This is a genomic window from Bacillus sp. CECT 9360, assembly GCF_918741275.1.
Taxonomy (GTDB): Bacteria; Bacillota; Bacilli; order Bacillales; family DSM-1321; genus Peribacillus.
Genome location: NZ_CAKKNA010000008.1, coordinates 187,842 through 211,846, shown reverse-complemented (window position 1 = coordinate 211,846; position 24,005 = coordinate 187,842). Strand labels below are relative to the sequence as shown.

26 protein-coding genes are annotated in these 24,005 nt (G+C 43.0%); all 26 read left to right on the top strand.

Annotated elements, in window-relative coordinates; all coding sequences use genetic code 11:
• Positions 1 to 56 precede the first annotated feature (56 nt).
• A complete protein-coding gene (gene fliF, locus LQ216_RS12080) occupies positions 57 to 1,646 on the top strand; it encodes a flagellar basal-body MS-ring/collar protein FliF (protein WP_230129556.1) in 1,590 nt (529 codons plus the stop codon).
• 12 nt (positions 1,647 to 1,658) lie between these two features.
• The gene (fliG, locus tag LQ216_RS12075) at positions 1,659 to 2,678 is read left to right on the top strand and encodes a flagellar motor switch protein FliG (RefSeq protein ID WP_230129555.1); all 1,020 of its coding nucleotides are present in this window, start codon (positions 1,659 to 1,661) and stop codon (positions 2,676 to 2,678) included.
• Positions 2,671 to 3,438 (top strand): flagellar assembly protein FliH, encoded by a 768-nt coding sequence (fliH, locus tag LQ216_RS12070; protein ID WP_230129553.1) that lies wholly within the window; start codon positions 2,671 to 2,673, stop codon positions 3,436 to 3,438. Before fliG ends, fliH begins: the two co-directional genes overlap by 8 nt.
• Before the next feature lie 3 nt (positions 3,439 to 3,441).
• Entirely contained in the window at positions 3,442 to 4,752 is a 1,311-nt protein-coding gene (gene fliI, locus LQ216_RS12065; RefSeq protein ID WP_230129550.1) for a flagellar protein export ATPase FliI, read from the top strand.
• Between the two features lie 4 nt (positions 4,753 to 4,756).
• Positions 4,757 to 5,200, top strand: coding sequence for a flagellar export protein FliJ (gene fliJ / locus LQ216_RS12060; RefSeq protein ID WP_230129547.1), 444 nt, complete (start codon positions 4,757 to 4,759; stop codon positions 5,198 to 5,200).
• Between the two features lie 9 nt (positions 5,201 to 5,209).
• Positions 5,210 to 5,818, top strand: coding sequence for a hypothetical protein (locus tag LQ216_RS12055; protein WP_230129546.1), 609 nt, complete (start codon positions 5,210 to 5,212; stop codon positions 5,816 to 5,818).
• 30 nt (positions 5,819 to 5,848) lie between these two features.
• Entirely contained in the window at positions 5,849 to 7,411 is a 1,563-nt protein-coding gene (locus LQ216_RS12050) for a flagellar hook-length control protein FliK (protein WP_230129544.1), read from the top strand.
• 9 nt (positions 7,412 to 7,420) lie between these two features.
• A complete protein-coding gene (gene flgD / locus LQ216_RS12045) occupies positions 7,421 to 8,065 on the top strand; it encodes a flagellar hook assembly protein FlgD (protein WP_230129543.1) in 645 nt (214 codons plus the stop codon).
• Positions 8,066 to 8,076: 11 nt separating this feature from the next.
• On the top strand, positions 8,077 to 8,463 hold the full coding sequence (locus LQ216_RS12040; protein WP_230129541.1) for a TIGR02530 family flagellar biosynthesis protein: 387 nt from the start codon (positions 8,077 to 8,079) through the stop codon (positions 8,461 to 8,463).
• A gap of 73 nt (positions 8,464 to 8,536) precedes the next feature.
• Positions 8,537 to 9,361: a flagellar basal body rod protein FlgG gene (gene flgG / locus LQ216_RS12035; protein ID WP_230129539.1), complete on the top strand. Its 825-nt coding sequence runs from the start codon at positions 8,537 to 8,539 to the stop codon at positions 9,359 to 9,361.
• Between the two features lie 49 nt (positions 9,362 to 9,410).
• Complete coding sequence (locus LQ216_RS12030; RefSeq protein ID WP_230129537.1) at positions 9,411 to 9,635, top strand: flagellar FlbD family protein; 225 nt, start codon at positions 9,411 to 9,413, stop codon at positions 9,633 to 9,635.
• Entirely contained in the window at positions 9,625 to 10,053 is a 429-nt protein-coding gene (gene fliL, locus LQ216_RS12025) for a flagellar basal body-associated protein FliL (RefSeq protein WP_230129536.1), read from the top strand. Before LQ216_RS12030 ends, fliL begins: the two co-directional genes overlap by 11 nt.
• 57 nt (positions 10,054 to 10,110) lie before the next feature.
• A complete protein-coding gene (gene fliM, locus LQ216_RS12020; protein ID WP_230129534.1) occupies positions 10,111 to 11,106 on the top strand; it encodes a flagellar motor switch protein FliM in 996 nt (331 codons plus the stop codon).
• Positions 11,096 to 12,331, top strand: a complete 1,236-nt coding sequence (fliY, locus tag LQ216_RS12015) for a flagellar motor switch phosphatase FliY (protein ID WP_230129533.1) — start codon at positions 11,096 to 11,098, stop codon at positions 12,329 to 12,331. The genes fliM and fliY overlap by 11 nt, the downstream gene beginning before the upstream one ends.
• A 15-nt stretch (positions 12,332 to 12,346) precedes the next feature.
• Positions 12,347 to 12,709 (top strand): response regulator, encoded by a 363-nt coding sequence (locus LQ216_RS12010; RefSeq protein WP_230129532.1) that lies wholly within the window; start codon positions 12,347 to 12,349, stop codon positions 12,707 to 12,709.
• Between the two features lie 23 nt (positions 12,710 to 12,732).
• A complete protein-coding gene (locus LQ216_RS12005; protein ID WP_230129531.1) occupies positions 12,733 to 13,380 on the top strand; it encodes a flagellar biosynthetic protein FliO in 648 nt (215 codons plus the stop codon).
• Positions 13,377 to 14,042 carry a flagellar type III secretion system pore protein FliP gene (fliP, locus tag LQ216_RS12000; RefSeq protein WP_230129530.1) on the top strand — a complete coding sequence of 222 codons (666 nt, stop codon included), beginning with the start codon at positions 13,377 to 13,379 and terminating at the stop codon, positions 14,040 to 14,042. Before LQ216_RS12005 ends, fliP begins: the two co-directional genes overlap by 4 nt.
• A gap of 14 nt (positions 14,043 to 14,056) precedes the next feature.
• Positions 14,057 to 14,326 (top strand): flagellar biosynthesis protein FliQ, encoded by a 270-nt coding sequence (fliQ, locus tag LQ216_RS11995; RefSeq protein WP_230129529.1) that lies wholly within the window; start codon positions 14,057 to 14,059, stop codon positions 14,324 to 14,326.
• Positions 14,327 to 14,329: 3 nt separating this feature from the next.
• On the top strand, positions 14,330 to 15,106 hold the full coding sequence (gene fliR / locus LQ216_RS11990; RefSeq protein WP_230129528.1) for a flagellar biosynthetic protein FliR: 777 nt from the start codon (positions 14,330 to 14,332) through the stop codon (positions 15,104 to 15,106).
• Between the two features lie 2 nt (positions 15,107 to 15,108).
• Positions 15,109 to 16,191, top strand: a complete 1,083-nt coding sequence (flhB, locus tag LQ216_RS11985; protein WP_230129527.1) for a flagellar biosynthesis protein FlhB — start codon at positions 15,109 to 15,111, stop codon at positions 16,189 to 16,191.
• A 33-nt stretch (positions 16,192 to 16,224) separates the two neighbouring features.
• Positions 16,225 to 18,261 (top strand): flagellar biosynthesis protein FlhA, encoded by a 2,037-nt coding sequence (gene flhA / locus LQ216_RS11980; protein ID WP_230129526.1) that lies wholly within the window; start codon positions 16,225 to 16,227, stop codon positions 18,259 to 18,261.
• Positions 18,258 to 19,400, top strand: coding sequence for a flagellar biosynthesis protein FlhF (gene flhF, locus LQ216_RS11975; RefSeq protein WP_230129525.1), 1,143 nt, complete (start codon positions 18,258 to 18,260; stop codon positions 19,398 to 19,400). Before flhA ends, flhF begins: the two co-directional genes overlap by 4 nt.
• A complete protein-coding gene (locus LQ216_RS11970; RefSeq protein ID WP_230129524.1) occupies positions 19,397 to 20,266 on the top strand; it encodes a MinD/ParA family protein in 870 nt (289 codons plus the stop codon). The genes flhF and LQ216_RS11970 overlap by 4 nt, the downstream gene beginning before the upstream one ends.
• A 13-nt stretch (positions 20,267 to 20,279) precedes the next feature.
• Positions 20,280 to 21,371, top strand: coding sequence for a chemotaxis response regulator protein-glutamate methylesterase (locus LQ216_RS11965; RefSeq protein WP_230129523.1), 1,092 nt, complete (start codon positions 20,280 to 20,282; stop codon positions 21,369 to 21,371).
• A gap of 20 nt (positions 21,372 to 21,391) precedes the next feature.
• Positions 21,392 to 23,428: a chemotaxis protein CheA gene (locus LQ216_RS11960; protein WP_230129522.1), complete on the top strand. Its 2,037-nt coding sequence runs from the start codon at positions 21,392 to 21,394 to the stop codon at positions 23,426 to 23,428.
• Positions 23,429 to 23,528: 100 nt separating this feature from the next.
• Entirely contained in the window at positions 23,529 to 24,002 is a 474-nt protein-coding gene (locus LQ216_RS11955; protein ID WP_230129521.1) for a chemotaxis protein CheW, read from the top strand.
• The last annotated feature ends 3 nt before the right edge of the window (positions 24,003 to 24,005 follow it).

Genomic DNA, 24,005 nt, shown 5'->3' with positions numbered 1-24,005 from the left:
CTCAGATAGATGATTAAGAAAATGATGAAATTTGATAGATTAACCGGGGGATTAGGATGAATGAAGCGTTAGTAAACATAAAGAACAAAATTACGGGTTTTTGGGGAAGCCGAAGCAGAGCAGTCCAGTTTCTAATAATCGGATTAGCCGTTCTTATCGTATTAATTATCATGTTGGCTTCTTTCCTGGCATCTAGAACTACAATGGTTCCTTTATACAGCGACTTGTCACCATCGGAAACCGGCAGCATTAAAGAGAATCTTGATGGCAGGGGAATACAATCTGAAATCGCCGATGAAGGCAAGACGATAAAAGTGCCTGAGGAAAGTGTTGATACGCTGAAGGTGGAGCTTGCGGCAGAGGGGATCCCGAAGTCAGGAAGCATTGATTATTCTTTCTTTGGGCAAAATGCCGGAATTGGTATGACGGAAAATGAATTCGGTGTTCTTAAATTGGATGCGATGCAGACGGAGCTGGGCTCTCTTATTAAAGGAATAGAGGGAGTGAATGATGCGAATGTCATGATCACTCTCCCCGAAAAAGGAGTTTTCGTCAGTGATACCGCTGAAGAAGCGTCAGCGTCAATCGTGTTAAATACAAAACCTGGTTATCAGTTTGAAGAAGGCCAGATTAAATCACTATATCACCTTGTCTCAAAAAGCATCCCTAATCTGCCTACTGATAATATCGTCATTATGAACCAAGATTTTGAGTATTTTGACTTAGAAAATAAAAATAATTCTGAATCGGGTGCCTCATTTGCTTCACAGCATGAGATTAAAAAGGAAATTGAACGCGATATACAAAGGCAAGTGCAAAATATGCTCGGCACATTGATGGGCAGAGAAAAGGTTGTTGTTTCGGTTACAGCTGACGTGGACTTCACTCAGGAAAACAGAGAAGAAAATCTTGTAACGCCTGTCGACGAAGAAAACATGGAAGGCATAGCTATATCTGCACAACGAATAAATGAAACATACACCGGCACAGGCAATCCGGTCGGTGGCAATCCACAGGCTGAAGATCCTGCCGATGCACTTGGCGGCACATACCAGGCAGGAACGGATGGCAACGGGGATTATGAACGGGTCGAAGAGACCATCAATAATGAAGTAAACAGAATAAAAAAGCAGATTGTCGAAAGTCCGTATAAAGTCAATGATCTGGGAATACAGGTTATGGTTGAACCTCCAACACCGGATGATCCTGCCTCCCTTCCACAGGAAAGTATTGATGACATTGAACAGGTACTAAGCACAATCGTACGGACAACGATTACTAAAGATGAAGTTAACGAGGAATTGACGGAAGAACAGATAAACCAGAAGATCGCTGTCTCTGTACAACCATTTAACGGTAAAGTCGAATTCGACCAGCAACAAGAATCGGCCCTGCCGCTTTGGGTATATATCGTGGGCGGAGTTTTGGCGCTTGTAATCATCGTGCTTATCGTCTTATTTATCCGTTCTAGAAGAAGAGATGAATATGAAGAAGAAATCATTGAAGAAGAAATCATTCAAGTTCAGGATTTAACTGAAGAACAAGAAACGGAATCCAGTCTGAAGCGAAAGCAGCTGGAAAAAATGGCAAAAGAAAAACCGGACGAATTTGCGAAATTGCTGCGAAGCTGGATAGCGGAAGACTAGGAGGAAATGAAGTTGACAGACAGAAAGAAAAAAGGCGGACTTACAGGGAAACAAAAAGCGGCCATCCTACTCATTTCCCTTGGTCCGGACGTCTCTGCATCTGTTTACAAGCATCTTTCAGAGGAAGAGATTGAAAGGCTTACATTAGAAATCTCTGGGGTCAGAAAAGTAGACTCCACAGAAAAGGAAGAGATTTTTGAAGAGTTTCACAACATTGCGCTTGCCCAGGATTTTATTACCCAAGGCGGAATTGGTTATGCCAAGCAGGTATTAGAAAAGGCTCTTGGTACAGATCAGGCTTCAGCGATTATTAACCGCCTGACTTCATCCTTGCAGGTCAGACCCTTTGATTTTGCCCGAAAAGCTGATCCGTCACAAATTTTGAATTTTATTCAGAATGAACATCCGCAAACAATCGCTTTGATTTTATCATACCTGGACCCTGAACAGTCTGGGCAGATCCTTTCAGAATTGCCGCAGGAAGTTCAGGCTGATATCGCTAGGAGAATCGCAATTATGGACAGCACATCTCCGGAGATCATTAATGAAGTGGAACAGATATTGGAGAGAAAGCTTTCTGCCACTGTAACCCATGATTACACCCAAACCGGGGGAATTGAAGCAGTCGTTGATGTATTAAATGGCGTTGACCGCGCGACTGAAAGGACAATCCTCGATGCCTTGGAGATTCAGGATCCTGAATTGGCGGAAGAAATCAAAAAACGGATGTTTGTCTTTGAAGATATCGTCACTCTTGACGGAAGGGCGATTCAGCGGGTCATCCGTGACTCTGAAAATGATGACCTTAGACTGGCGCTTAAAGTTGCCAGCGATGAGGTCAAGGAAATTGTCTTTAAGAATATGTCTAAACGGATGGTAGATACATTCGAAGAAGAAATGGAATACATGGGTCCTGTCCGACTTCGAGATGTGGAAGAAGCACAATCCCGTATCGTTGCCGTGATACGTCGCTTGGAAGAAGCAGGTGAAATCGTAATCGCTCGAGGCGGAGGAGATGATATCATTGTCTAGGATTATCAAGTCACCAAATGCAAATGCGGTCGAGAATCGTGAAAAACAAATTAAAATCCGCAGCTTCGATTTTCTTTTCAAGGACGCATATCCGGAAACGAACCTGGTCATCCATGAAATCGACACAAGAAAAATACTCGACGAGGCCTATTCAGAAGCTGAAGCAATCATTCGAGATGCAAGGCAACAAGCTGAATCAATTCTGGAGCAGGCCAAAGCGGCTCGTGAGCATTTTGAACAAGTGGAGAAACCGCAATTGATTCAGGAAGCTCGCGAGCACGGTTTCAATGAAGGAATGGAGTTTGGCAACCAGAAGGGCTATGACGAATGCGCGGCGTCCATTGACCATGCCAAAGAAATCGTCATTGCTTCAAAGAATGACTATCAAACGAATATCGAAGCATCCGAAGGAACGATTTTGGAGCTCGGCATAAAGGTAGCTGAACAGATTATCGGCACCAAATTGCAAGAATCAGAGGGAGTGTATCTGTCTATCGTAAGGCAAGCAGTAAAAAAGACGAGAGATCATCGGGAACTGCAGCTCCACGTAAATCCGATCCATTATGAATATATTCTTACCCAGAAGGAAGAACTGATTTCCTTATTCCCGAAAGAGACGGAATTTTATATTTATCCGGATCAAGATTTGGGAGAAAACGACTGTATCATCGAATCGACACATGGTCGAATTGACGCGGGCGTAGACAGTCAACTGGCAGAAATCAAACAGAAACTTTTTGATTTGCTGGAAGGAGAGTAAGAGATGAAGGCAGCGGAACTATTGCCCCTGATCGAGGACTTGGAAACCTTAAAAAAATACGGAAGAGTAAAAAGGGTTGTCGGATTGATGATCGAGTCGCAGGGGCCTGAGAGTTCTGTCGGGGATGTATGTTATATACACACCGGAAAGAAAAAACAAATTCTCGCAGAGGTTGTTGGCTTCAGGGACGAAACCGTGATTCTCATGCCATACACAGCCGTAAGCGAAATCTCACCGGGATGCCTTGTCGAAGCAACATCACGCTCTCTTGATATTAAGGTTGGGACAGGGTTGATAGGTAAAGTGATCGATTCAATGGGCAATCCGCTGGATGGATCGCCGCTCCCTAAGGGCCTTGCTTCCGTTTCAACGGAGCAGGATCCTCCCAATCCGATGCAGAGGCCGCCGATTGATGAACCGATTGATGTCGGTGTACGAATGATCGACAGCCTGCTCACAGTTGGCAAAGGCCAGCGTGTCGGTATTTTTGCGGGGAGCGGAGTAGGGAAAAGCACACTTCTCGGCATGGTTGCCAGGAATACTACGGCCGATTTGAATGTCATTGGCTTGATTGGGGAACGAGGCAGGGAAGTCCGGGAATTCATTGAGAAAGATCTTGGTCCCGAGGGCCTCGCAAAATCGATCGTTGTTGTCGCCACTTCTGATCAGCCAGCATTAATGAGGATAAAAGGCGCATTAACCGCTACAGCGATTGCCGAATACTTTCGAGACAAAGGTATGAATGTGATGCTCATGATGGATTCGGTAACACGGGTGGCAATGGCTCAGCGGGAAATCGGACTGGCGGTAGGAGAGCCCCCGACAACGAAAGGATACACACCATCCGTGTTTTCAATCCTGCCACGGCTGCTTGAACGGACCGGAACCAACCAAGCTGGCACCATTACAGCCTTTTATACCGTTTTAGTGGATGGCGATGATATGAACGAACCGATTGCCGATGCAGTCCGCGGCATCCTGGATGGTCACTTTATCCTGGACAGACAGCTTGCGAATAAAGGTCAATTCCCAGCAATTAATGTCCTCAAAAGCATCAGCAGGGTTATGACTAATATCATCGACGACAAGCATAAAAGAGCTGCGGAAAAACTAAGAGCTACGCTGTCGACTTATATAGAATCAGAAGATCTAATCAACATTGGCGCGTATAAACGGGGATCGTCGGCTGAAATAGATGAATCCATTACGATGCACCCGCAGATCATCTCGTTCTTAAAGCAAGGAACACATGAAAAGATGTTGAAGGACGAAAGTGTAACGACTCTTATCGAATTGATGGAAAAAGGTGAATAGTCCCATGATCTACCAATACAAGTTTGAAAAGATTCTCACCGTTAAAGAAAAAGAGAAGAATGACGCTTTTTCGAAATATAATGAGGCGCTCAAGCGATTTGAAGAGGCGGCGGAGAAACTCTATAAGCTCTTGAAAAAGAAGGAAGACCTATTGCAGTTTCATCAAGAAAAACTGGGGAAGGGACTTTCGGTACAGGACATTCGCCATCATCAGCTTTTTATGGACAATCTTGAAAAAATCATCGATCACTATCAAAAAGCGGTAATCGAAGAGCGCTACAAAATGACACTTCAGCAGGAAAAGCTTATGGAAAAGAACATTGAAGTAAAAAAATATGAAAAAATCAGGGAAAGAGATTTTCAAAGATTCATGGAAGCTCTTAAGGATATAGAGAACAAGAACATGGATGAAATCTCGATACAGCAATTTTTAAGCAAGGATAACTAGGTGAAGCTAATGGATAAACCAACAATTGAAAACGAAGAAAAAAGACATAACAAGTTTCAATGGTTTGTATTTGTCGTACTCATCCCGACGTTATTTACAATCGCCATCGTTTGGATTGTCCTGTCCGTTGCCGGAATTGATGTTGGTAAAGTGGCAGAAGAGAAAATCCCTTTTATCGCTGAATCGAATAAAGAAAAAGAAAAAGCGCAAACGTCCGTTCAGCTTGAAAAGCAGATTGGGGAATTGGAAGCGAAGATCCAGGATCGAGAAGAAGAAACGTCCAAGCTTGAGGATCTTATCGACGGCCGTGATGAAGCGATTCAGCGCAGTGAATTGGAAAAAGAACAGCTCGAAAAGGAAATTGAAGAATTAAGGATCGCCAGGGACGAAGATAAATTGGCTTTCAAGGATATTATCCGAACCTATGAAATGATGTCAGCGAAAAAATCAGCCCCGATCATTACCGAGCTTGGGGATGATGAAGCGGTTCGAATATTGTCCAATATCAAAGCCGATACCCTTGCATCGATCATGGAACAAATGACCCCGGAAGATGCAGCCCGGCTAACCAAAAAGCTTACGGTTAACACCGAACAGAACAACTCGCAGGCAGAGTGACATCTGCATATTTGAAAGGAGGTGAAAAACGTGAACGCAGGACTAGTAATTCCATTACAGACGCTTTCAGGCATTTCTTCGGGAAGTCGCTCCCCCGCTGATACAGGGAATATCACTGGCTTTGGTGCAGTGCTAACCGCTCTATCGGCCGCTGTCAAAGGTGATCAGATCAATGGCCAACAGGAGCTCTCAAACGAAGAAACCGCCTTACTGCAGGAACTGGCTCAGTTTTTACAGATAAGCAGTTTAGTTGATTTGGAGGGTGGCCCAGAATTAGGAAGAGATATATTGCTGGAAGAGACGCCGCTTGAATCTCACCCTATTTTGGAAAGCTTGTTACAAAGCGGTCTGAATCTAGAGTCGCTTGAAAAGCTGGTAATTGCCTTAAAAGAAACAGGTCAGTTGAATGCGGGGAGCATAGAAAAGCTAGTTTCTTCATTAAAAGAAGCTGATCAACTAAAAGCTTCAGAAGATAGCGGAACAATTGAAGAAGACGTAAATCCTCTATTTTCGATGGGATTTGTGGATATTCTCTCAATCGTTCAAGCAATCGCCAGCCTGAATGGGGAACAGCTTCAAAAAGTCGATCTTCAAAGTGCGTCGAACGTCTTGAAATTCGCCAAAATCCAAGTGCTTTTAGCAGAGTATAAAGATATGACCGCTAAAGAAGCAGCAATGAATTCGGAATTAAAGAGTTTGCTAGAGACGATTTCCGGCAAGGTTCAAAAGCTGTTGGGAAGCGATGAGCTTAAATTAAGCAGCAGAACTTCTTTCGTGAAAGAATTGGCCGGTGGGAATGACCAGAACATACCCGTTTCCAAACTAGGCAGTATGAATGGCCAAGAAACGAATGCTTTCAAGTTGGGTGGGGCCAATAGCCAAGACGCGAACACTCAAAAACAGGGCGATGTGAATGGTGAAGAGACGAATGCTCTCAAACAAGGTGGTCCTAAGGGTGAAAGCACGAATATACTCAAAAATGTGTACACCCGTTTAACCGAGGACTTAAACCAAAAAAACGTTTCTGACACAAAAAGTATGGCAAAAGAGAATCTTCCGTTGAAACAAATGGACGTTTCTCAATCACAGCCGGTCCATTTTCAGGTTTCCAAGCTTGAACAACTTGTTCTAACAGTGGAAAAAGCTGGTCAACCGGTTAATCAGGAGCAATTCATTAAAGCTTTTCAAAATATCTTAAGCAAAGCCAATTTTACAAGCGGAAACGGCATGCAAAAGCTGCTCATCAAACTTAACCCGGAACATCTCGGCTCTTTAAGAATCGAAATCATCCAAAAGGATTCGGGGCTTGTTGCGAATATTATGGCAACCACCGCTAAAGCGAAGGAATTGATCGAAGGACAAATTCAAGGATTGAAACACGCCTTTAACGGACAGAATTTGCAAATCGAGAAGATTGAAGTTTTGCAGACTATGAATTCCTTTACACAGGAGAGATTTTTACAAAGAGAGTCTGATGGATCACAGCAGCACACAAAGGAACAGAAACAGCAAAACAACAATAATCAGCAAGAAGAACCAGAAGCAGAGTTTACTGCAGATCTTGAAGCAGCATTGCTCAGTATGAAAGTGTAGGTGAAAACAATGAATACGATCAATCCATCTCTTTACTTATCCGATTATCAAAGTCAGCAGCGTAAAACAGGAAACGATATTTTAGGGAAAGATGATTTTCTGAAAATATTGATGACTCAGCTGCAAAACCAGGATCCGATGAATCCGATGCAGGACAAGGATTTCATCGCACAAATGGCCACTTTTTCATCATTAGAGCAGATGACGAATATGGGAAAAAGCATGGACAAGTTTGTGGAAATGCAGCAGCAGAGCTCTCAGATCGCTTATAACCAATTTGTCGGGAAAGATGTAACTTGGCATAAAGCGGTGCCGAGCGAGGATCCGGATGGCCAGCCGACGATTGAGGAAGGAACGGGAACTATTACTTCGATTCAATTCAAGGATGGAAACGTTTATTTCCTTTTGGAGGATGGAACGAAACTGGAGCCCGGGAACATTTCACAGGTCAATCAGCCTGGGATCAGCAATAATCTACTTGCATCAAGCGAGCTGATCGGGAAGAGAGTAACCTGGTTAAATGAAGCCAAAGAGGAGCTATCAGCAATCGTCAAATCTGTCCAAATGAAGGATGGCAAAACACAGTTTGAATTGGATGATGCAAATGCGACAAAGATTACATCCAATCAGATTACTAAAATCGCGACACCATAAGGAGTGGGAAAATGGAAAAGCCAGTTTTTCGGCCGATAACCAGCAACCCCATTCAATTGACTTCAAAGAACATTAAGCCGCAAAAACAGGTGGCGCATGGATTTGCTTCTGTCTTACAATCAGCTGTCATTGAAAAATCGGATAAACTGGTCGTAAGCAAGCATGCTCAATTGCGGTTAAATCAGCGAAACATAAATATCGATGAAAACACCTGGACAAGAATTGAGGAAAAGGTTCAAGAAGCGAAGAAAATGGGTGTCAGAGAAACTCTCGTACTCACGCAAGACGCCGCACTCGTTGTGAGCGCCAAAAACAATACAGTCATCACAGCGATGGATCGTGATGAAGCTTCATCACAAATCTTTACTAATATCAACGGAACCATACTATTAAATTAATAAGGCTGGACCTGAAAAGGGGGCCTTTAGCTGCAGATTGATTGAAGCAGCGATATCGAAGGGAGAAAACAATATGTTACGTTCAATGTACTCAGGAATCAGTGGAATGAAAAACTTCCAGACAAAATTAGATGTTATCGGTAACAATATCGCAAACGTTAATACTTACGGTTTCAAAAAAGGCCGGGTCGTTTTTAAAGATTTAATAAGCCAGGACCTTGCTGGCGCAAGTGCTCCAAATGCTGGAGTCAGAGGCGGTGTCAATCCTAAGCAGGTGGGGTTGGGTTCGCAATTGGCAACGATCGATACACTGCATACAACAGGCAGCATGCAAAATACAGGCCGGGTGTTGGATACGGCTATATCAGGGGATGGTTATTTCATTGTCGGTGACACTACAAACCAGAGCTATACAAGGGCTGGGAACTTTTATCTGGATAGCACAGGGAATTTAGTAACAGGGGACGGCCTGTATGTATTAGGGGATACTCGAGCGGCTACACCTACTGCGGGAGTTATTTTCCCAGCAATCATAAATATCCCTACTACAGCAACAGATATGAGCATCAGTAAAAACGGAACGATCACCTTTATGGATGGAGGAATTCTGAGGACAGCGGGCCAAATCCAGCTCGCGAAATTCGCGAATACCGGCGGATTGCAAAAATCAGGCAGCAACCTTTTTCAGAATACGATCAATTCCGGACCGCCTGTTACCGGATTTGGAACCACTGCAGGATTTGGAGATGTAGAATCATCCCAGCTGGAAATGTCCAATGTCGACCTTTCCGAGGAATTCACAGAAATGATTGTCGCCCAGCGGGCATTCCAGTCTAACACTCGAATCATTACGACATCGGATGAGATCCTGCAAGAGCTTGTCAATCTAAAACGATAAGGGAGGGAAGGAGCCAATAGCGGTTTTCCGCCTTGGCTCCTGATAATTATTGATAAAAGTTACGAAATTAAACGGGAAAACTTTTACAATCAATGCCTTGTACATTGAAACGGTAGAATCTCTTCCTGATACGACGATCACCTTTACCGGTGGGAAGAAAATAGTCGTGAGTGAAAAAGAGGAAGAAATCATCCAATCTATTATTACTTTTTACCGTAAGATAAATGTTCTCGGACTTCGTGATGTTGGGGAGGGGAATAATCATGAAAAATAAATTATTAACAATCATGTTGATCATGCTGGTCGCCATCACTCTTGTTGGAGTAATCGCGATCGTCGTAGTGACAAAGTTTTCAGGTGAGGTTGTTGCCAATAAAGAGCCATCAGCCGATGAAATTGTGAAATCATCCGTGGAAATTCCTGAAATCACCACAAATCTTGCCAGCGGTGATTTCATCAAAATTTCATTTACAGTCCAGACAGATAACGAAAAAGCGAAGGAAGAGCTCGAAAAAAGAAGCTTTCAGGTAAAGAATATCATCATTACCGAGCTTTCTGAAACGAAGTCCGATGAATTAAAAGGAAAAGCCGGCAAGGAAAAATTCCAGGACACAATCGAGGCGGATGTAAACCAGTTGATGCAGGAAGGACAAGTTGAAAAGGTTTATATTACCTCCTCCATCCTACAATAAATACGACATCTTGCAGTAACACCATTTGAGAGAAAGGAATTGTGGAGGTGATGGCTATTGGCTGAAGTATTGTCACAAAATGAAATTGATGCTCTGCTGTCCGCTCTTTCTACCGGGGAGGCGGATGCAGACGAGCTCAAAAAAGAAGAGTCCGAGAAAAAGGTAAAAGTTTACGATTTTAAAAGAGCGCTGCGCTTTTCAAAAGATCAAATCCGCAGCTTAACAAGGATCCATGAAAACTTCGCACGGCTACTGACTACATATTTTTCAGCCCAGCTGAGGACGTATGTCCAGATTACGGTAGCATCTGCCGACCAAATTCCTTATGAAGAATTTATCCGTTCGATACCAAAGATGACGGTCTTGAATGTTTTCGAAGTTCCGCCACTCGATGGCCGAATTTTAATGGAGGTCAACCCTAACATCGCATATGCGATGATGGACAGGGTTCTTGGCGGAAGAGGCGTCAGCGAAAATAAGGTAGAAAACTTAACGGAAATCGAAACGAAAATCATGTCTAACTTGTTTGAAAAAGGAATTGAAAATCTTCAGGAGGCCTGGGCCACAGTCGCTGAAATCGACCCAATTCTTACGGATTTTGAGGTGAATCCTCAATTTCTGCAAATGGTTTCGCCAAACGAAACCGTCGTGGTCATTTCACTCAATACCGTGATCGGGGAGACATCCGGGATGATCAATATCTGTATTCCTCATGTTGTGTTAGAGCCTATCATCCCAAAGCTTTCCGTTCGCTATTGGATGCAGGCATCCAAAAAAGAAAGAAGCCATGAGGAGATTGAATCTTTAGAAAAAAGAGTCAAGAAAGCCTATCTGCCCATCATAACGGAATTAGGCACAACAGACATATCCATCCATGATTTTCTCCAGCTTGATTTCGGAGATGTAATTGAGTTAAACCAAGGAATTGATGTACCGTTAAAAGTCAGGGTTGGGGATGTGCCGAAATATATCGCACAGCCGGGCCAGGCAGGCAAAAAAATAGCCGTCCAAATTCTCGAAACTTTGAAGGGGGGAGACGAAGATGGTAAGTGATGAAATGCTTTCTCAGGATGAAATAGATGCACTTTTAAAAGGCAATGACGATGATACTGCAGGAGATGAAGCTGATTCTCCCCTTGTTGAAGAATATTTATCTTCAATGGAACAGGATGCACTCGGTGAAATTGGTAATATCTCATTCGGAAGCTCTGCAACCGCTTTGTCAACGTTATTAAATCAAAAGGTGGATATTACGACACCGACTGTTTCCGTAATCGACAAAAGCAAAATTCAAAATGAATTCCCGCATCCTTATGTTGCGATTCAAGTGAACTATACAGAAGGGTTCACGGGACATAATCTGCTTGTCATCCAGCAGAGTGATGCCGCAATCATTGCAGACTTAATGCTCGGTGGTGATGGGTTGAATCCAGCGGACCTGCTTGGGGAAATTCAGATAAGTGCAGTTCAAGAAGCAATGAATCAAATGATGGGATCTGCCGCTACTTCGATGTCGACTATTTTTAAAAAGAAGGTAGATATTTCTCCACCAACTGTTGATTCATTAAACATGGAAGAAGACCAAGGCGAGGAATCTAATAAAATTATACTGGCAAAGATATCATTTCGGTTGAAGGTCGGGGAACTTATTGATTCCAACATCATGCAATTATTGCCTCTAGAATTTGCAAAAAGTCTCGTCAATGAATTAATGAATCCAACAGACATAAACGAAATGTCTCAACCAGCAGAGGTTGAACAAGAAACACATGAACTGCCAGCAAGTGGATATGACCAAACGGAAGACAATCAACACCAAGGAGAATTTGAACAGCCTGTTCATGCGGGGCATCAAATGCCATCTCAGCAAGCGGAATATCAAAGTGCACCGCAGCAAGCGACATACCAAAGCGCACCGCAGCATTTTGGTACCAATTATACACTGCCGGGGCAGCAGGTAAATATCCAGCCCGCAAGCTTTTCCAATTTTGAGCCATATCAGCTCCAGGAATCGGAAACGAAAAATTTGAATATGCTCATGGATATACCACTCCATGTAACGGTGGAATTGGGCAGGACGAGCCGTTCGGTGAAGGAGATACTTGAGCTATCCTCAGGATCGATCATTGAACTGGATAAACTTGCCGGTGAACCCGTTGACATACTGGTTAACAATCGTTTGATCGCCCAAGGTGAAGTAGTCGTCATTGATGAAAACTTTGGCGTGCGTGTAACAGATATTGTCAGTCAGACTGATAGATTAAAAAAACTAAGATAATTTGGGGGACTCACTATGGCACACAGAGTATTAATCGTTGATGATGCAGCATTCATGCGTATGATGATAAAGGATATTTTATCTAAGAATGGTTTTGATGTTATAGGAGAGGCCGCTGACGGTGCTCAGGCAGTTGAAATGTATAAAGAAGCCCAACCTGATTTGGTTACGATGGATATTACCATGCCTGAAATGGATGGGATAACAGCTTTAAAGGAAATCCAGAAAATTAACCCTAACGCTAAGGTGATCATGTGCTCCGCGATGGGACAGCAAGCGATGGTTATCGATGCTATCCAGGCAGGGGCAAAGGATTTCATTGTTAAACCGTTCCAGGCAGACCGCGTGCTCGAAGCGATCAGCAAAACATTAAGTTAATAGATTAAGAGGGTGTCAGCAACTTGTTTTCAATTAAAAAATGGTTTCAGATTCTGCTGGTTTTAGCAGTCGTCCTGTTTGGTTCTGCCGGACTTGTCGTCCAGGCAGAAGGCGTCAAGGGAAGTGTAAAGGATTCATATGAACAACCTGACAAACCCGCGGATAAAGAACCTGAAAGTGAAAAAGAAGCGGCAAGCTCCGGGAGTACGGAGCTCTCCTTTTGGGATTTCGCGCGCATGGTTTTTGCAACTATCTTTGTAGTTGCTCTTCTTTATATAGCTCTCAGGTTCATCAACAAGAAAAGCCGCTCCTATCAGAAAGCCAATTTCATTGAAAATATCGGAGGCACAAGTCTTGGCTCAAACCGTTCCGTCCAGCTAATTAAAGTGGGCAACTCCATTTTGGTCGTCGGGGTAGGTGAGACCATTCAGCTGTTAAAAGAAATCGACAATGAAGAAGAGTACGGGGAACTGCTTCAGAATTACAATGAGAAAATGGAGCAAATGATTCAGCCGGGCGATTTCATAACAAAACTTAAGCAGAAGTTCATTGTTTCTGATGCAAATTCTACAGGCTTCTCCTCACAGTTTAAAAAACAGCTTGAAGAACTATCAAAAGACAGGAAAAAGGTGGTAAAAAAGCTGGATGAAGAGGAGAGGGACAGGAAATGAACGAATTTATGGAGTTCTTTAGCAACAGTGATCCGTCCAATGTCTCCACTTCAGTTAAAATGTTTTTACTGCTGACTGTTTTATCACTCGCTCCAAGTATTTTGATATTGATGACCTGTTTTACAAGAATCGTGATTGTGCTGGGGTTTGTAAGGACATCACTTGCCACGCAGCAAATGCCGCCGAATCAGGTGATTATCGGGCTTTCACTCTTTCTGACGTTTTTTGTCATGGCCCCTACTTTTCAGGAAGTGAATGAAGCGGCACTGACTCCTTTATTCGAGGAAAAGATTGAATTGGACGAGGCCTATGAGCTTGCTGCGTTGCCTTTCAAGGAATTTATGAGCGCGCATACGCGGCAGAAGGATCTCGCTCTATTCCTTGATTATGCGCAAATGGATAGACCTGAAAGCATTGAGGATATTCCGTTGACCGCACTGGTTCCTGCTTTTGCTATAAGTGAGATTAAAACAGCGTTTCAAATTGGCTTTATGATTTTTATTCCATTTTTGGTCATCGATATGATCGTTGCCAGTGTTCTCATGTCAATGGGGATGATGATGCTGCCTCCTGTCATGATATCACTGCCTTTCAAAATACTGTTATTCGTTTTGGTTGATGGATGGTATCTCGTTGTGAAGTCATTATTACAGAGTTTTTAAGCGGGTGAATGTAAATGAGTCCTGATTATGTTATTCAAGTGGCTGAGCGTGGCATATATACGATATTGATAGTTTGCGGACCCTTGTTGCTAATTGCGCTGGTCGTCGGGCTAATCATCAGTATTTTTCAAGCGACGACGCAAATTCAAGAGCAGACGCTTGCGTTTGTTCCGAAAATTGTCGCTGTTTTGCTTGGGATTATCCTGCTTGGACCATGGATGTTATCCCATATGCTGTCGTATGCCAATGAAATTTTTAGCAATCTAAATAGATTTGTAGGTTAAATCATGCAAGATATTATTCCGCAGTTTCCGGCTTTTTTATTAATATTTGTCCGGGTTGTTTCTTTTTTTGTGACAATGCCGATTTTTTCGTATCGGACCATTCCGACAACCCATCGTATCGGTCTTAGTTTTTTTCTTGCATGGATTATGTATTACACCATCGAAGCACCGGTTTTTGAGATTGACGCGACTTATTTCATGTTGATTATCAAAGAAGCCCTCATTGGGTTATTGATCGGGTTTGTTGCCTTCATGATATTGTCTGCGGTTCAGATAGCCGGAGCGTTCATAGATTTTCAAAGCGGTTTCGCGATTGCGAGCGTAATCGATCCGCAGACAGGGGTTCAAAACCCGTTGATGGGGCAGTACTTGTACACGATTTCCCTCTTGTTTTTACTCGGAGCGGACGGTCATCATCTGCTGCTTGATGGAATTTTTTACAGCTACCGATTCATTCCCATTGATCAGGCGTGGATTCCTTTTGGTGATAATAACCTACTTGAATACATTGTCAAAGCTTTTAACCAGTCATTTATCATCGCCTTTCAAATGTCGATACCGGTCGTGGGCAGTTTGTTTTTAGTCGATGTCGCGCTTGGAATTGTTGCGAGAACCGTACCGCAATTTAATATTTTTGTTGTCGGATTGCCGGTTAAAATTATTGTCAGCTTTATTGTCCTCATTGTTGTCATGGCCATGATGATGGTCGTTGTACAGCAGCTGTTTGAATACTTGATTGTGACAATGAGAGGGTTAATGGAGTTGATCGGAGGAAGTTGAAAATGAAATGGTTAGAGCTTGATTTGCAATTTTTCTCCGGTGAAAAAACAGAAAAGGCTACTCCCAAAAAACGCCAGGATTCTAGAAAAAAAGGCCAGGTGGCCAAAAGCCAGGACGTTAACACAGCGATTGTACTGCTTGCGGTGTTTATGCTGTTCATCGTAACCGGCCCATATATGAAAGAAGCAATCATCGGTTTATTTATTGAATCATTTCAGGATCCAATGCTTACAACGTTAAGTGAAGAAACGGTCATGCCTTTATTTATCGATATGCTACAGAAAACTGCGATTGTTATGATACCTGTGATGGGGGTTGCTCTCATTGCCGGAATCGCGGCAAATTTTTTACAAATCGGCTTTCTGTTTTCGACAGAAGCCATTCAATTCAAGCTTGATAAAATAGACCCGATAAAGGGTTTTAAACGGATTTTCTCAATGAGGGCGATTGTAGAATTGTTAAAATCGATCCTGAAGATTTCTTTCGTGGGCCTTGTGGCTTTTCTAGTCATCTGGCAGCGAATGGATGAAATTATGACTCTTTCACAGAAGTCAGCCGAAGCTGCGCTTTCGATACTGGCGGATATTACGGTAAAGGTAGGATTATACGCTTCCGCCGCATTACTTTTTTTATCACTGCTTGATTATATGTACCAAAAATATGACTATGAAAAAAATATTCGGATGTCCAAACAGGATATTAAAGATGAATATAAAAATATAGAGGGCGACCCGTTGATCAAATCAAAGATCAAACAAAAACAAAGGGAAATGGCGATGCAGCGAATGATGCAGGAAGTTCCCAAGGCCGACGTCGTCATTACCAATCCAACGCATTACGCGATCGCTTTAAAGTATGACGAGGGTAAACTTGATGCGCCGTATGTGATTGCCAAAGGTGTCGATTTTGTTGCCCAAAAGATTAAGTACGTCGCGAAGGAAAACGATGTTGTTTTGATGGAGAATCGGCCGCTTGCCCGGGCACTTTATGACCAGACTGAAATTGGGCAGGCGATACCAGAAGATTTTTTTAAGGCAGTCGCCGAAATATTGGCGTTTGTTTATAAAACAAAAGGCAAGATATAGTTCCATGTTAAAAGCAGATAAGGAGAGAGGAAAATGTCAGCAAGAGATTTAACGGTGTTAATAAGTGTAATTGCGATTGTTGCCATGTTGATTATTCCATTGCCGACATGGCTGTTGAGTATTTTGATTTTAATAAATATTGCTCTTGCTCTTTTGGTTCTTTTGACGACGATGAATATGAAAGAGCCGCTTGAGTTTTCCATTTTCCCTTCACTATTACTGCTTTTGACCCTTTTCAGGCTTGGTTTGAATGTTTCAACAACTCGTTCGATCCTGACCCATGGCGACGCGGGCGGGGTCGTGCATACCTTTGGAACATTTGTGGTTGGCGGCAATATCATCGTTGGTATGGTCGTTTTCTTAATTTTGATTATTATCCAATTTATTGTCATTACAAAAGGTTCCGAGCGTGTTTCCGAGGTTGCGGCACGTTTTACGCTGGATGCGATGCCAGGGAAACAGATGAGCATCGATGCGGACTTGAATGCCGGAATGATTTCGGAAGTCGAAGCCCGTGAACGGCGTGAAAAAGTAGGCAGGGAAGCCGACTTCTATGGTTCCATGGACGGAGCCAGCAAATTTGTCAAAGGTGACGCGATTGCAGGCATCATCATCGTCTTGATCAACTTAATTTTTGGAATGATTATTGGCATGCTGCAGCAGGATATGAGTTTTTCAGAAGCCGCTTCCCACTTTTCTTTACTGACTGTTGGAGATGGCATTGTCAGCCAGGTTCCGGCGTTGTTGATATCGACGGCGACTGGTATTGTGGTTACCCGCGCAGCGTCACAGGGAAATCTTGGATCGGATATCACGGAACAGCTATTCAGGTTTCCGACCATGCTTTATGTAACGGCAGGCACGATTCTCTTTCTTGGTCTATTTACCCCTATTACAGATGTATTGACGATCCCGATTGCCGGTTTACTTGCGGTCAGCGGATATATGATTTCCAGAACACCGAAATCAGATCCGCAGGAGCTTCAGGATATGGAAGAAGAAATTGAAACAGATGAAATGAAGAGTCCGGAAAGTGTCGTAAATCTCTTAAGCGTTGATCCAATCGAATTTGAATTTGGCTATGGCCTGATTCCGCTCGCGGACGCTAATCAAGGTGGTGACCTCCTGGACCGCGTTGTGATGATTCGCAGGCAGCTGGCCATCGAAATGGGCCTTGTTATCCCGGTCGTCCGCATCAGGGACAATATTCAGCTGAATCCAAATGAATACCGTTTGAAGATAAAAGGAAATGAAATGGCAAGGGGTGAGCTGTTGCTTGATCATTTTCTTGCCATGAGCCCGGGCATTGAAGATGATTCGATCGAAGGAATCGATACGGTTGAACCTTCCTTCGGCCTGCCGGCAAAATGGATTTCAGAAGAAATGAAGGAACAAGCAGAAATGATGGGCTACACGGTAGTCGATCCCCCAAGTGTCGTTTCTACACATATAACGGAAATCATCAAGGCGAACGCCCATGAATTGCTGGGAAGACAGGAAACGAAACAGCTTATCGATCATTTGAAGGAATCGGCGCCGATTCTTGTAGAAGAAGTGACGCCAAATCCTTTAACGATCGGTGAAATCCAAAAAGTACTCGCCAAATTATTAAAAGAGAAAGTATCGATCCGCAATTTGCCGGTCATTTTTGAAACGCTGGCTGATTATGGAAGACTATCAACAGATAGCGACCTGCTGACCGAATATGTACGCCAGAATTTAGCGAGGCAAATAACGAATGGATTTGCGGTCGGCGATGACAGCTTAAAGGTCGTTACTTTATCCGGGAAGGTGGAAAAGCTGATTGCCGACGCAGTCCAGCAAACGGAGCAGGGGAACTATTTATCACTCGATCCAAATGATTCCCAATCCATCCTCGAAGCCATCGCTTCCAAACTTGAAGAGCTGGCACTAATGGAACAAACGCCGATCGTGTTATGTTCTCCGGCCGTTCGCATGTATGTAAGGCAATTGACGGAACGATATTTTCCGCAAGTCCCGATTCTTTCCTATAATGAATTGGAATCCAATGTGGAAGTACAAAGTATAGGGGTGGTGAACGTAGAATGAAAGTGAAGAAATATGTGGCATCCTCAATGACTGAAGCGATGAAACAAATTCGCGGCGAGCTAGGGAACGAAGCTGTCATTCTTAGTTCTAAACCCATCTATTCAGGCGGATTTCTAGGTATGTTCAAAAAGCGGAGCATTGAAATCGTCGCTGCCGTCGAACCGGTCGCCCGACAAAATCCTCCTGTACAGAAACAAAAGCAGAAAAGACAGCCACAGGCCGATGTGAATCTGAATCGTTCATCACAAAGCGCAGGACCTCCTTCAGGGGAAATCTTAAAAGAACTTTCAGAGCTGAAGGAGCTATTAAAAGGAATCAATCATGAAGGTACGGATATTTATGCGAAATACCCGGGTCCTTTAAAAGAAATGTATGCACTGATGGAAAAACAGGAAATTGATTACCAGTTAAGGGTAGAAGTAATGGATGCCTTGCTTGGAAAATGGTTTTCCCATAAAGATGCTGCTTCCACTCCAGAGGTAAGAGGTTGGCTGGAAGCAGAATTGATGGGAAAACTCGAAAAAGTGCCTCATCATGAAAAGCCTTTTCAAAAAAAATATATTAATATTGTCGGGCCGACCGGTGTTGGTAAAACCACTACTCTGGCAAAGGTTGCCGCCGAAAGCATGATCAAGCAAAACAAAAAGGTGGCCTTTATAACGACAGATACATATAGAATCGCGGCAATTGACCAGCTGCAAACATATGCGAAGATTTTAAATGTTCCGATTGAAGTGGCCTATAATCTTGAAGATTTTAAAAATGCGGCGGAAAAGTTCGCACACTATGATTTAGTATTTATTGATACGGCCGGGAGAAACTTCAGAAATCAGGAATATGTTCGTGATTTGAAAACGATCATTGATTTTGACCGAGAAATGGAAACTTTCCTCGTTCTGTCCTTGACCGCTAAACAAAACGACATGGAAGAAATATTCGAGCAATTTTCGATTATTCCGATTAAACAGCTGATTTTCACAAAAGCCGATGAAACGTCAAGCTTTGGAACCATGCTCAACTTTATTGTCAAACATGGAATCGGCGCTGCCTATATCACAAATGGGCAAAACGTTCCGGATGATATCGAAAAGGCGAGCCCTTCTCTGATTACAAAAACGGTTATTGGAGTACAAAAATGATGATGGATCAAGCAGAAAATCTACGAAATCGGCTAAAACAACAAAATCTTCGCTCTGTCGCCAGGACCATTGCCGTCATTAGCGGAAAGGGCGGCGTCGGAAAATCAAATTTTTCGTTAAATTTCGCGATCACCTTATCCAAAAAAGGACATAGCGTACTCCTTTTCGATATGGATATTGGCATGGGTAATATCGATATCTTGATGGGGAATATATCCGGAATGAGCATCATTGACTTTTTTGAATACGGAAAGACGCTCAAGGAAATCATCTCGTCCGGCCCTGAAAATGTCTCTGTAATCGCCGGGGGAACAGGTTTGACCAAACTGTTTGAGCTTGAAGAGCAGCTGTTTGACCGCTTTCTCGAGGAATTCAATGGCCTTCTCGGTGACTATGATTATATTATTTTCGATATGGGTGCAGGCATAAATGACGATTCTACTAAGTTTATGTTGTGCGTAGACGATCTCATTGTCATTACGACTCCGGAACCGACGGCGGTGATGGATGCTTATTCTGCCATGAAATATTTGAATTCTATCAATCAGGAGCTACCATTCTTCCTTGTCTGCAACAGGGTTCTTTCGGATATGGAAGGCCAGGAAACGGTGAAACGGATTCAAAACGCGCTTCATAAATTTTTACAGAAAGAAATTATCCCGTTAGGCTTTTTACCGGATGATAAATCAGTATCAAAGGCCGTCACGAATCAAATTCCATTTGTACTATATAACTCTGAATCAATTGTATCCAAGTCATTATTAGATATTGTAGCAAGATATGAAGCTGGCGAGTTTAAGGATAATCTTTCCTTGAAAAAAAGCCACTTTCTAGGGAAATTAAAAAGTTATTTTGTGGGAAGGTAGGGGGGCCCTTCAAATGGAAAAAATAAAAGTACTCATTGTCGAAGATTCTGCATTTATGAGAAAGCTGATTACTGAATTCCTGTCGGAAGAAGACAGGATTGAAGTAATAGGAACCGCCCGGAATGGGGAGGAAGCGCTCAAGAAAATCGAGGAGCATAAACCTGACGTTATCACACTTGATGTGGAAATGCCCGTTATGAATGGGCTCGAGGCACTGAAGATTATTATGGAAAAATTCCCGACCCCCGTCATCATGCTATCAAGCACAACCCGGGAAGGGACGGATAGTACATTTACAGCCATGAACATGGGGGCTTTTGATTTTGTAGCGAAACCATCAGGATCCATTTCTTTGGACTTGCATAAAATCAAACAGGTGCTGATAGAAAAAATCATCGCGGCCAGCAAGATAAGCGTTCATCGTCTGCAAAAAAGTTATATAAATGTCGAAAATTCTGTGTCAGATAGAAACATATATAGTAAAATAGAAGCAGAAACGAAGAAATCCAATAATTTCAAAAATTGGAATTCTAGCAAAAAGAAACTCATTGTCATCGGTACGTCTACAGGTGGTCCACGCGCATTGCAAGCTGTTTTGACAAGGCTGCCGGGAAATTTGGATGCACCGGTTTTAATTGTCCAGCATATGCCTGCGGGGTTTACGAAATCGCTCGCAGACAGGCTTAATGGATTGTCGGCCATAACCGTGAAAGAGGCTGAAGAAGGCGAAGTTTTACATATTGGTACCGCTTATATAGCTCCGGGGGGCTATCATTTGAAAGTGAAAAAGATAGGTATGAACCTTGCTGTTTCGCTTGATAAATCCGAGCCTAGAGGCGGCCATCGCCCGTCGGTTGATGTTTTATTCGAGTCAGTCAGTGAATTTCCGGAATTTAATAAAGTTGCCGTCGTCATGACAGGTATGGGCAGCGATGGATCTAAAGGACTGATTCAGCTGAAGAACAAGGGAGAAGTAAAGGCAATAGCTGAATCCCAAGAAACATCGATCGTTTTCGGGATGCCTAAAGCCGCCATTGCCACCAGCTTAGTGGATTCCGTTGAGGATATAGATAAGATAGCAAAGGCCATTGTTACATTTTGTTAATTGAAGGGGAGTGGATTTCTATGGATATGGATCAATATTTAGAAGTTTTTATAGATGAAAGCAAAGAACATCTCCAAACATGCAGCGAGCAACTATTGGAGCTTGAGAAAAATCCAAGTGACCTTACGATTGTCAATGAAATCTTCCGGTCAGCCCATACGTTAAAAGGGATGTCAGCCACAATGGGATACGAAGATTTGGCTAATCTGACGCATAAAATGGAAAATGTTTTAGATGAAACCCGCAATCAAAAAATCGTCTTGAATTCAGAAATTTTCGATGTGATTTTTCAAGCGGTAGACGATCTGGAAGCGATGGTTACCTCGATTGCAGAAGGCGGAGACGGAAAGAGAGACGTTTCGCGCGTTGTTGAGCAATTGCAGCTTATCGAAAAGGGGCAATCACCGCTTAGCGCATCCGCTAGTCAAGAGGTAGCTGCTTCAATTGCTCCTGTCATTGAGACAAGGGTAAAGAGCACGTACGATGAGTTTGAATTGACGGTTCTCGAGCAATCGAAGGGACAGGGATTTGAAAGCTACGAAATTACCGTTGAGCTCAGTGAAGATTGTTTGCTCAAGGCAGCACGCGTATTCATGGTTTTCGAAGTTCTTGAGAGTATCGGTGAGGTCGTTAAATCTTCCCCAACCGCGGATCTGCTGGAGGAAGAACAGTTTGATCATGAGTTCACGGTCACTGTGATAACGAAGGATTCCAAAGAAGATGTTCAGAAGAAGGTTATGAAGGTATCTGAAGTGCAGAAGGTAGAAGTCAGCACAATTGATTTCGAGACTTTAAGAGTCCAGGCAAGTGAAGAAGTAAGTATGAATACAATTGCCTCTGTAGATGTTGCAGAAAAACAGGTAGACCAGGATGCAGAAACAAAGAAAAAACCATCAGGCAAGCAAGCGAGCAGCAAAACGATTCGCGTCAATATCGAACGTCTGGATATTTTGATGAATCTGTTTGAAGAGCTTGTTATCGACCGCGGCAGGCTTGAGCAAATCTCAGGGGAATTAAATAACCAGGAACTGGACGAAACCGTAGAAAGAATGTCGCGTATTACCGGTGATTTGCAAAATATTATCTTAAACATGAGAATGGTGCCGGTCGAGACGGTATTCAACCGATTCCCTAAAATGGTACGCACGCTTGCCAGAGACCTTAATAAAAAAATCAATCTTGAAATTATCGGCGCGGAAACGGAACTGGACCGAACCGTTATTGATGAAATTGGGGATCCACTTGTCCACTTGTTAAGAAATGCGCTTGACCACGGCGTGGAAACACCGGAAGTTCGTTTGGCCAGCGGCAAGAATGAAGAGGGGACTGTCGTTCTCAAAGCCTATCACAGCGGAAACAATGTGTTTATTGAAATCACGGATGACGGTGCAGGCATCAAGCGGGACAACGTGTTGAAGAAAGCGTTGAGTAACGGAATTATTTCTGAACAAACCGCGGCAACCCTAACGGATAAGCAAGTCTATGAATTAATATTCGCATCCGGTTTTTCAACCGCGGCAACGATTTCCGATATTTCCGGTCGCGGTGTCGGTCTGGATGTAGTAAAAAATACGATTGAATCACTCGGCGGGACGGTATCGATAGATTCCACCGAAGGCAATGGCTCTGTTTTCTTAATCCAGCTGCCGCTCACGCTTTCGATTATATCGGTCATGCTAGTTGAAATTCAAAAGGAAAAATTTGCTGTACCGCTTTCATCAATTATCGAAACGGCCATCATCAGAAAAGAAGAGATTATGAACGGGCATGATCAACAGGTAATCGACTTCCGTGGCAATGTGTTACCACTGATATTTTTAAAAGATATCTTCGAGGTACCTGTTGTCGAAGAAGATGATGAGTTCTTTTCAGTCATTATCGTCCGTAAAGGAGATAAAATGGCCGGGCTGGTTGTCGACTCGTTTATCGGGCAGCAAGAAATTGTGCTTAAATCACTCGGGAATTATCTGAACTCCGCATTCGCGATATCGGGAGCGACGATCCTTGGCGATGGCCAGGTTGCTTTGATTGTCGATTGCAACGCTTTGATTAAATAACTTCGATTTGTGAGAGTGCGGTCCAAATATGTGCTGCATTCTCACTTTTACAATGAGAGAGTTCTGAGAAAAATTAACAGTTAAATAGGGGGATAACATTATGTCTATCCAAACAGATGTAGAAGTAATAAAAGTCATTGTTTTTCAAATTAAAGATAAAGAATACGCGATTCCCGTCCATCTTGTTCGAGCTATTGAAAAAGGCCTTCATATTACGCGGGTTCCACGAACGGCGCCATTTGTAAAAGGGGTCATCAATCTACGAGGTATCGTGACGCCCATTATCGATTTACGGGTACGCTTTGACATTGAACAAGTAGAGTATACGGAAGATACCAGAATCATTATTGTGTCATTGGATGATATGGAAGTGGGCTTGATCGTGGATGGCGCGAACGACGTAATTGATATACCGTCTTCGAATATAGAGCCGCAGCCTGAAGTCGTCGGAACTGTGGAAGCAGAGTATATTTCCGGGGTGGCAAAAATAGAAAAAAGACTGATGATTTTAGTCGATCTTGAAAAGATATTGAATCCTGAAGATTTAATAAAATCTCTAAGTATAGAAGGATAAACA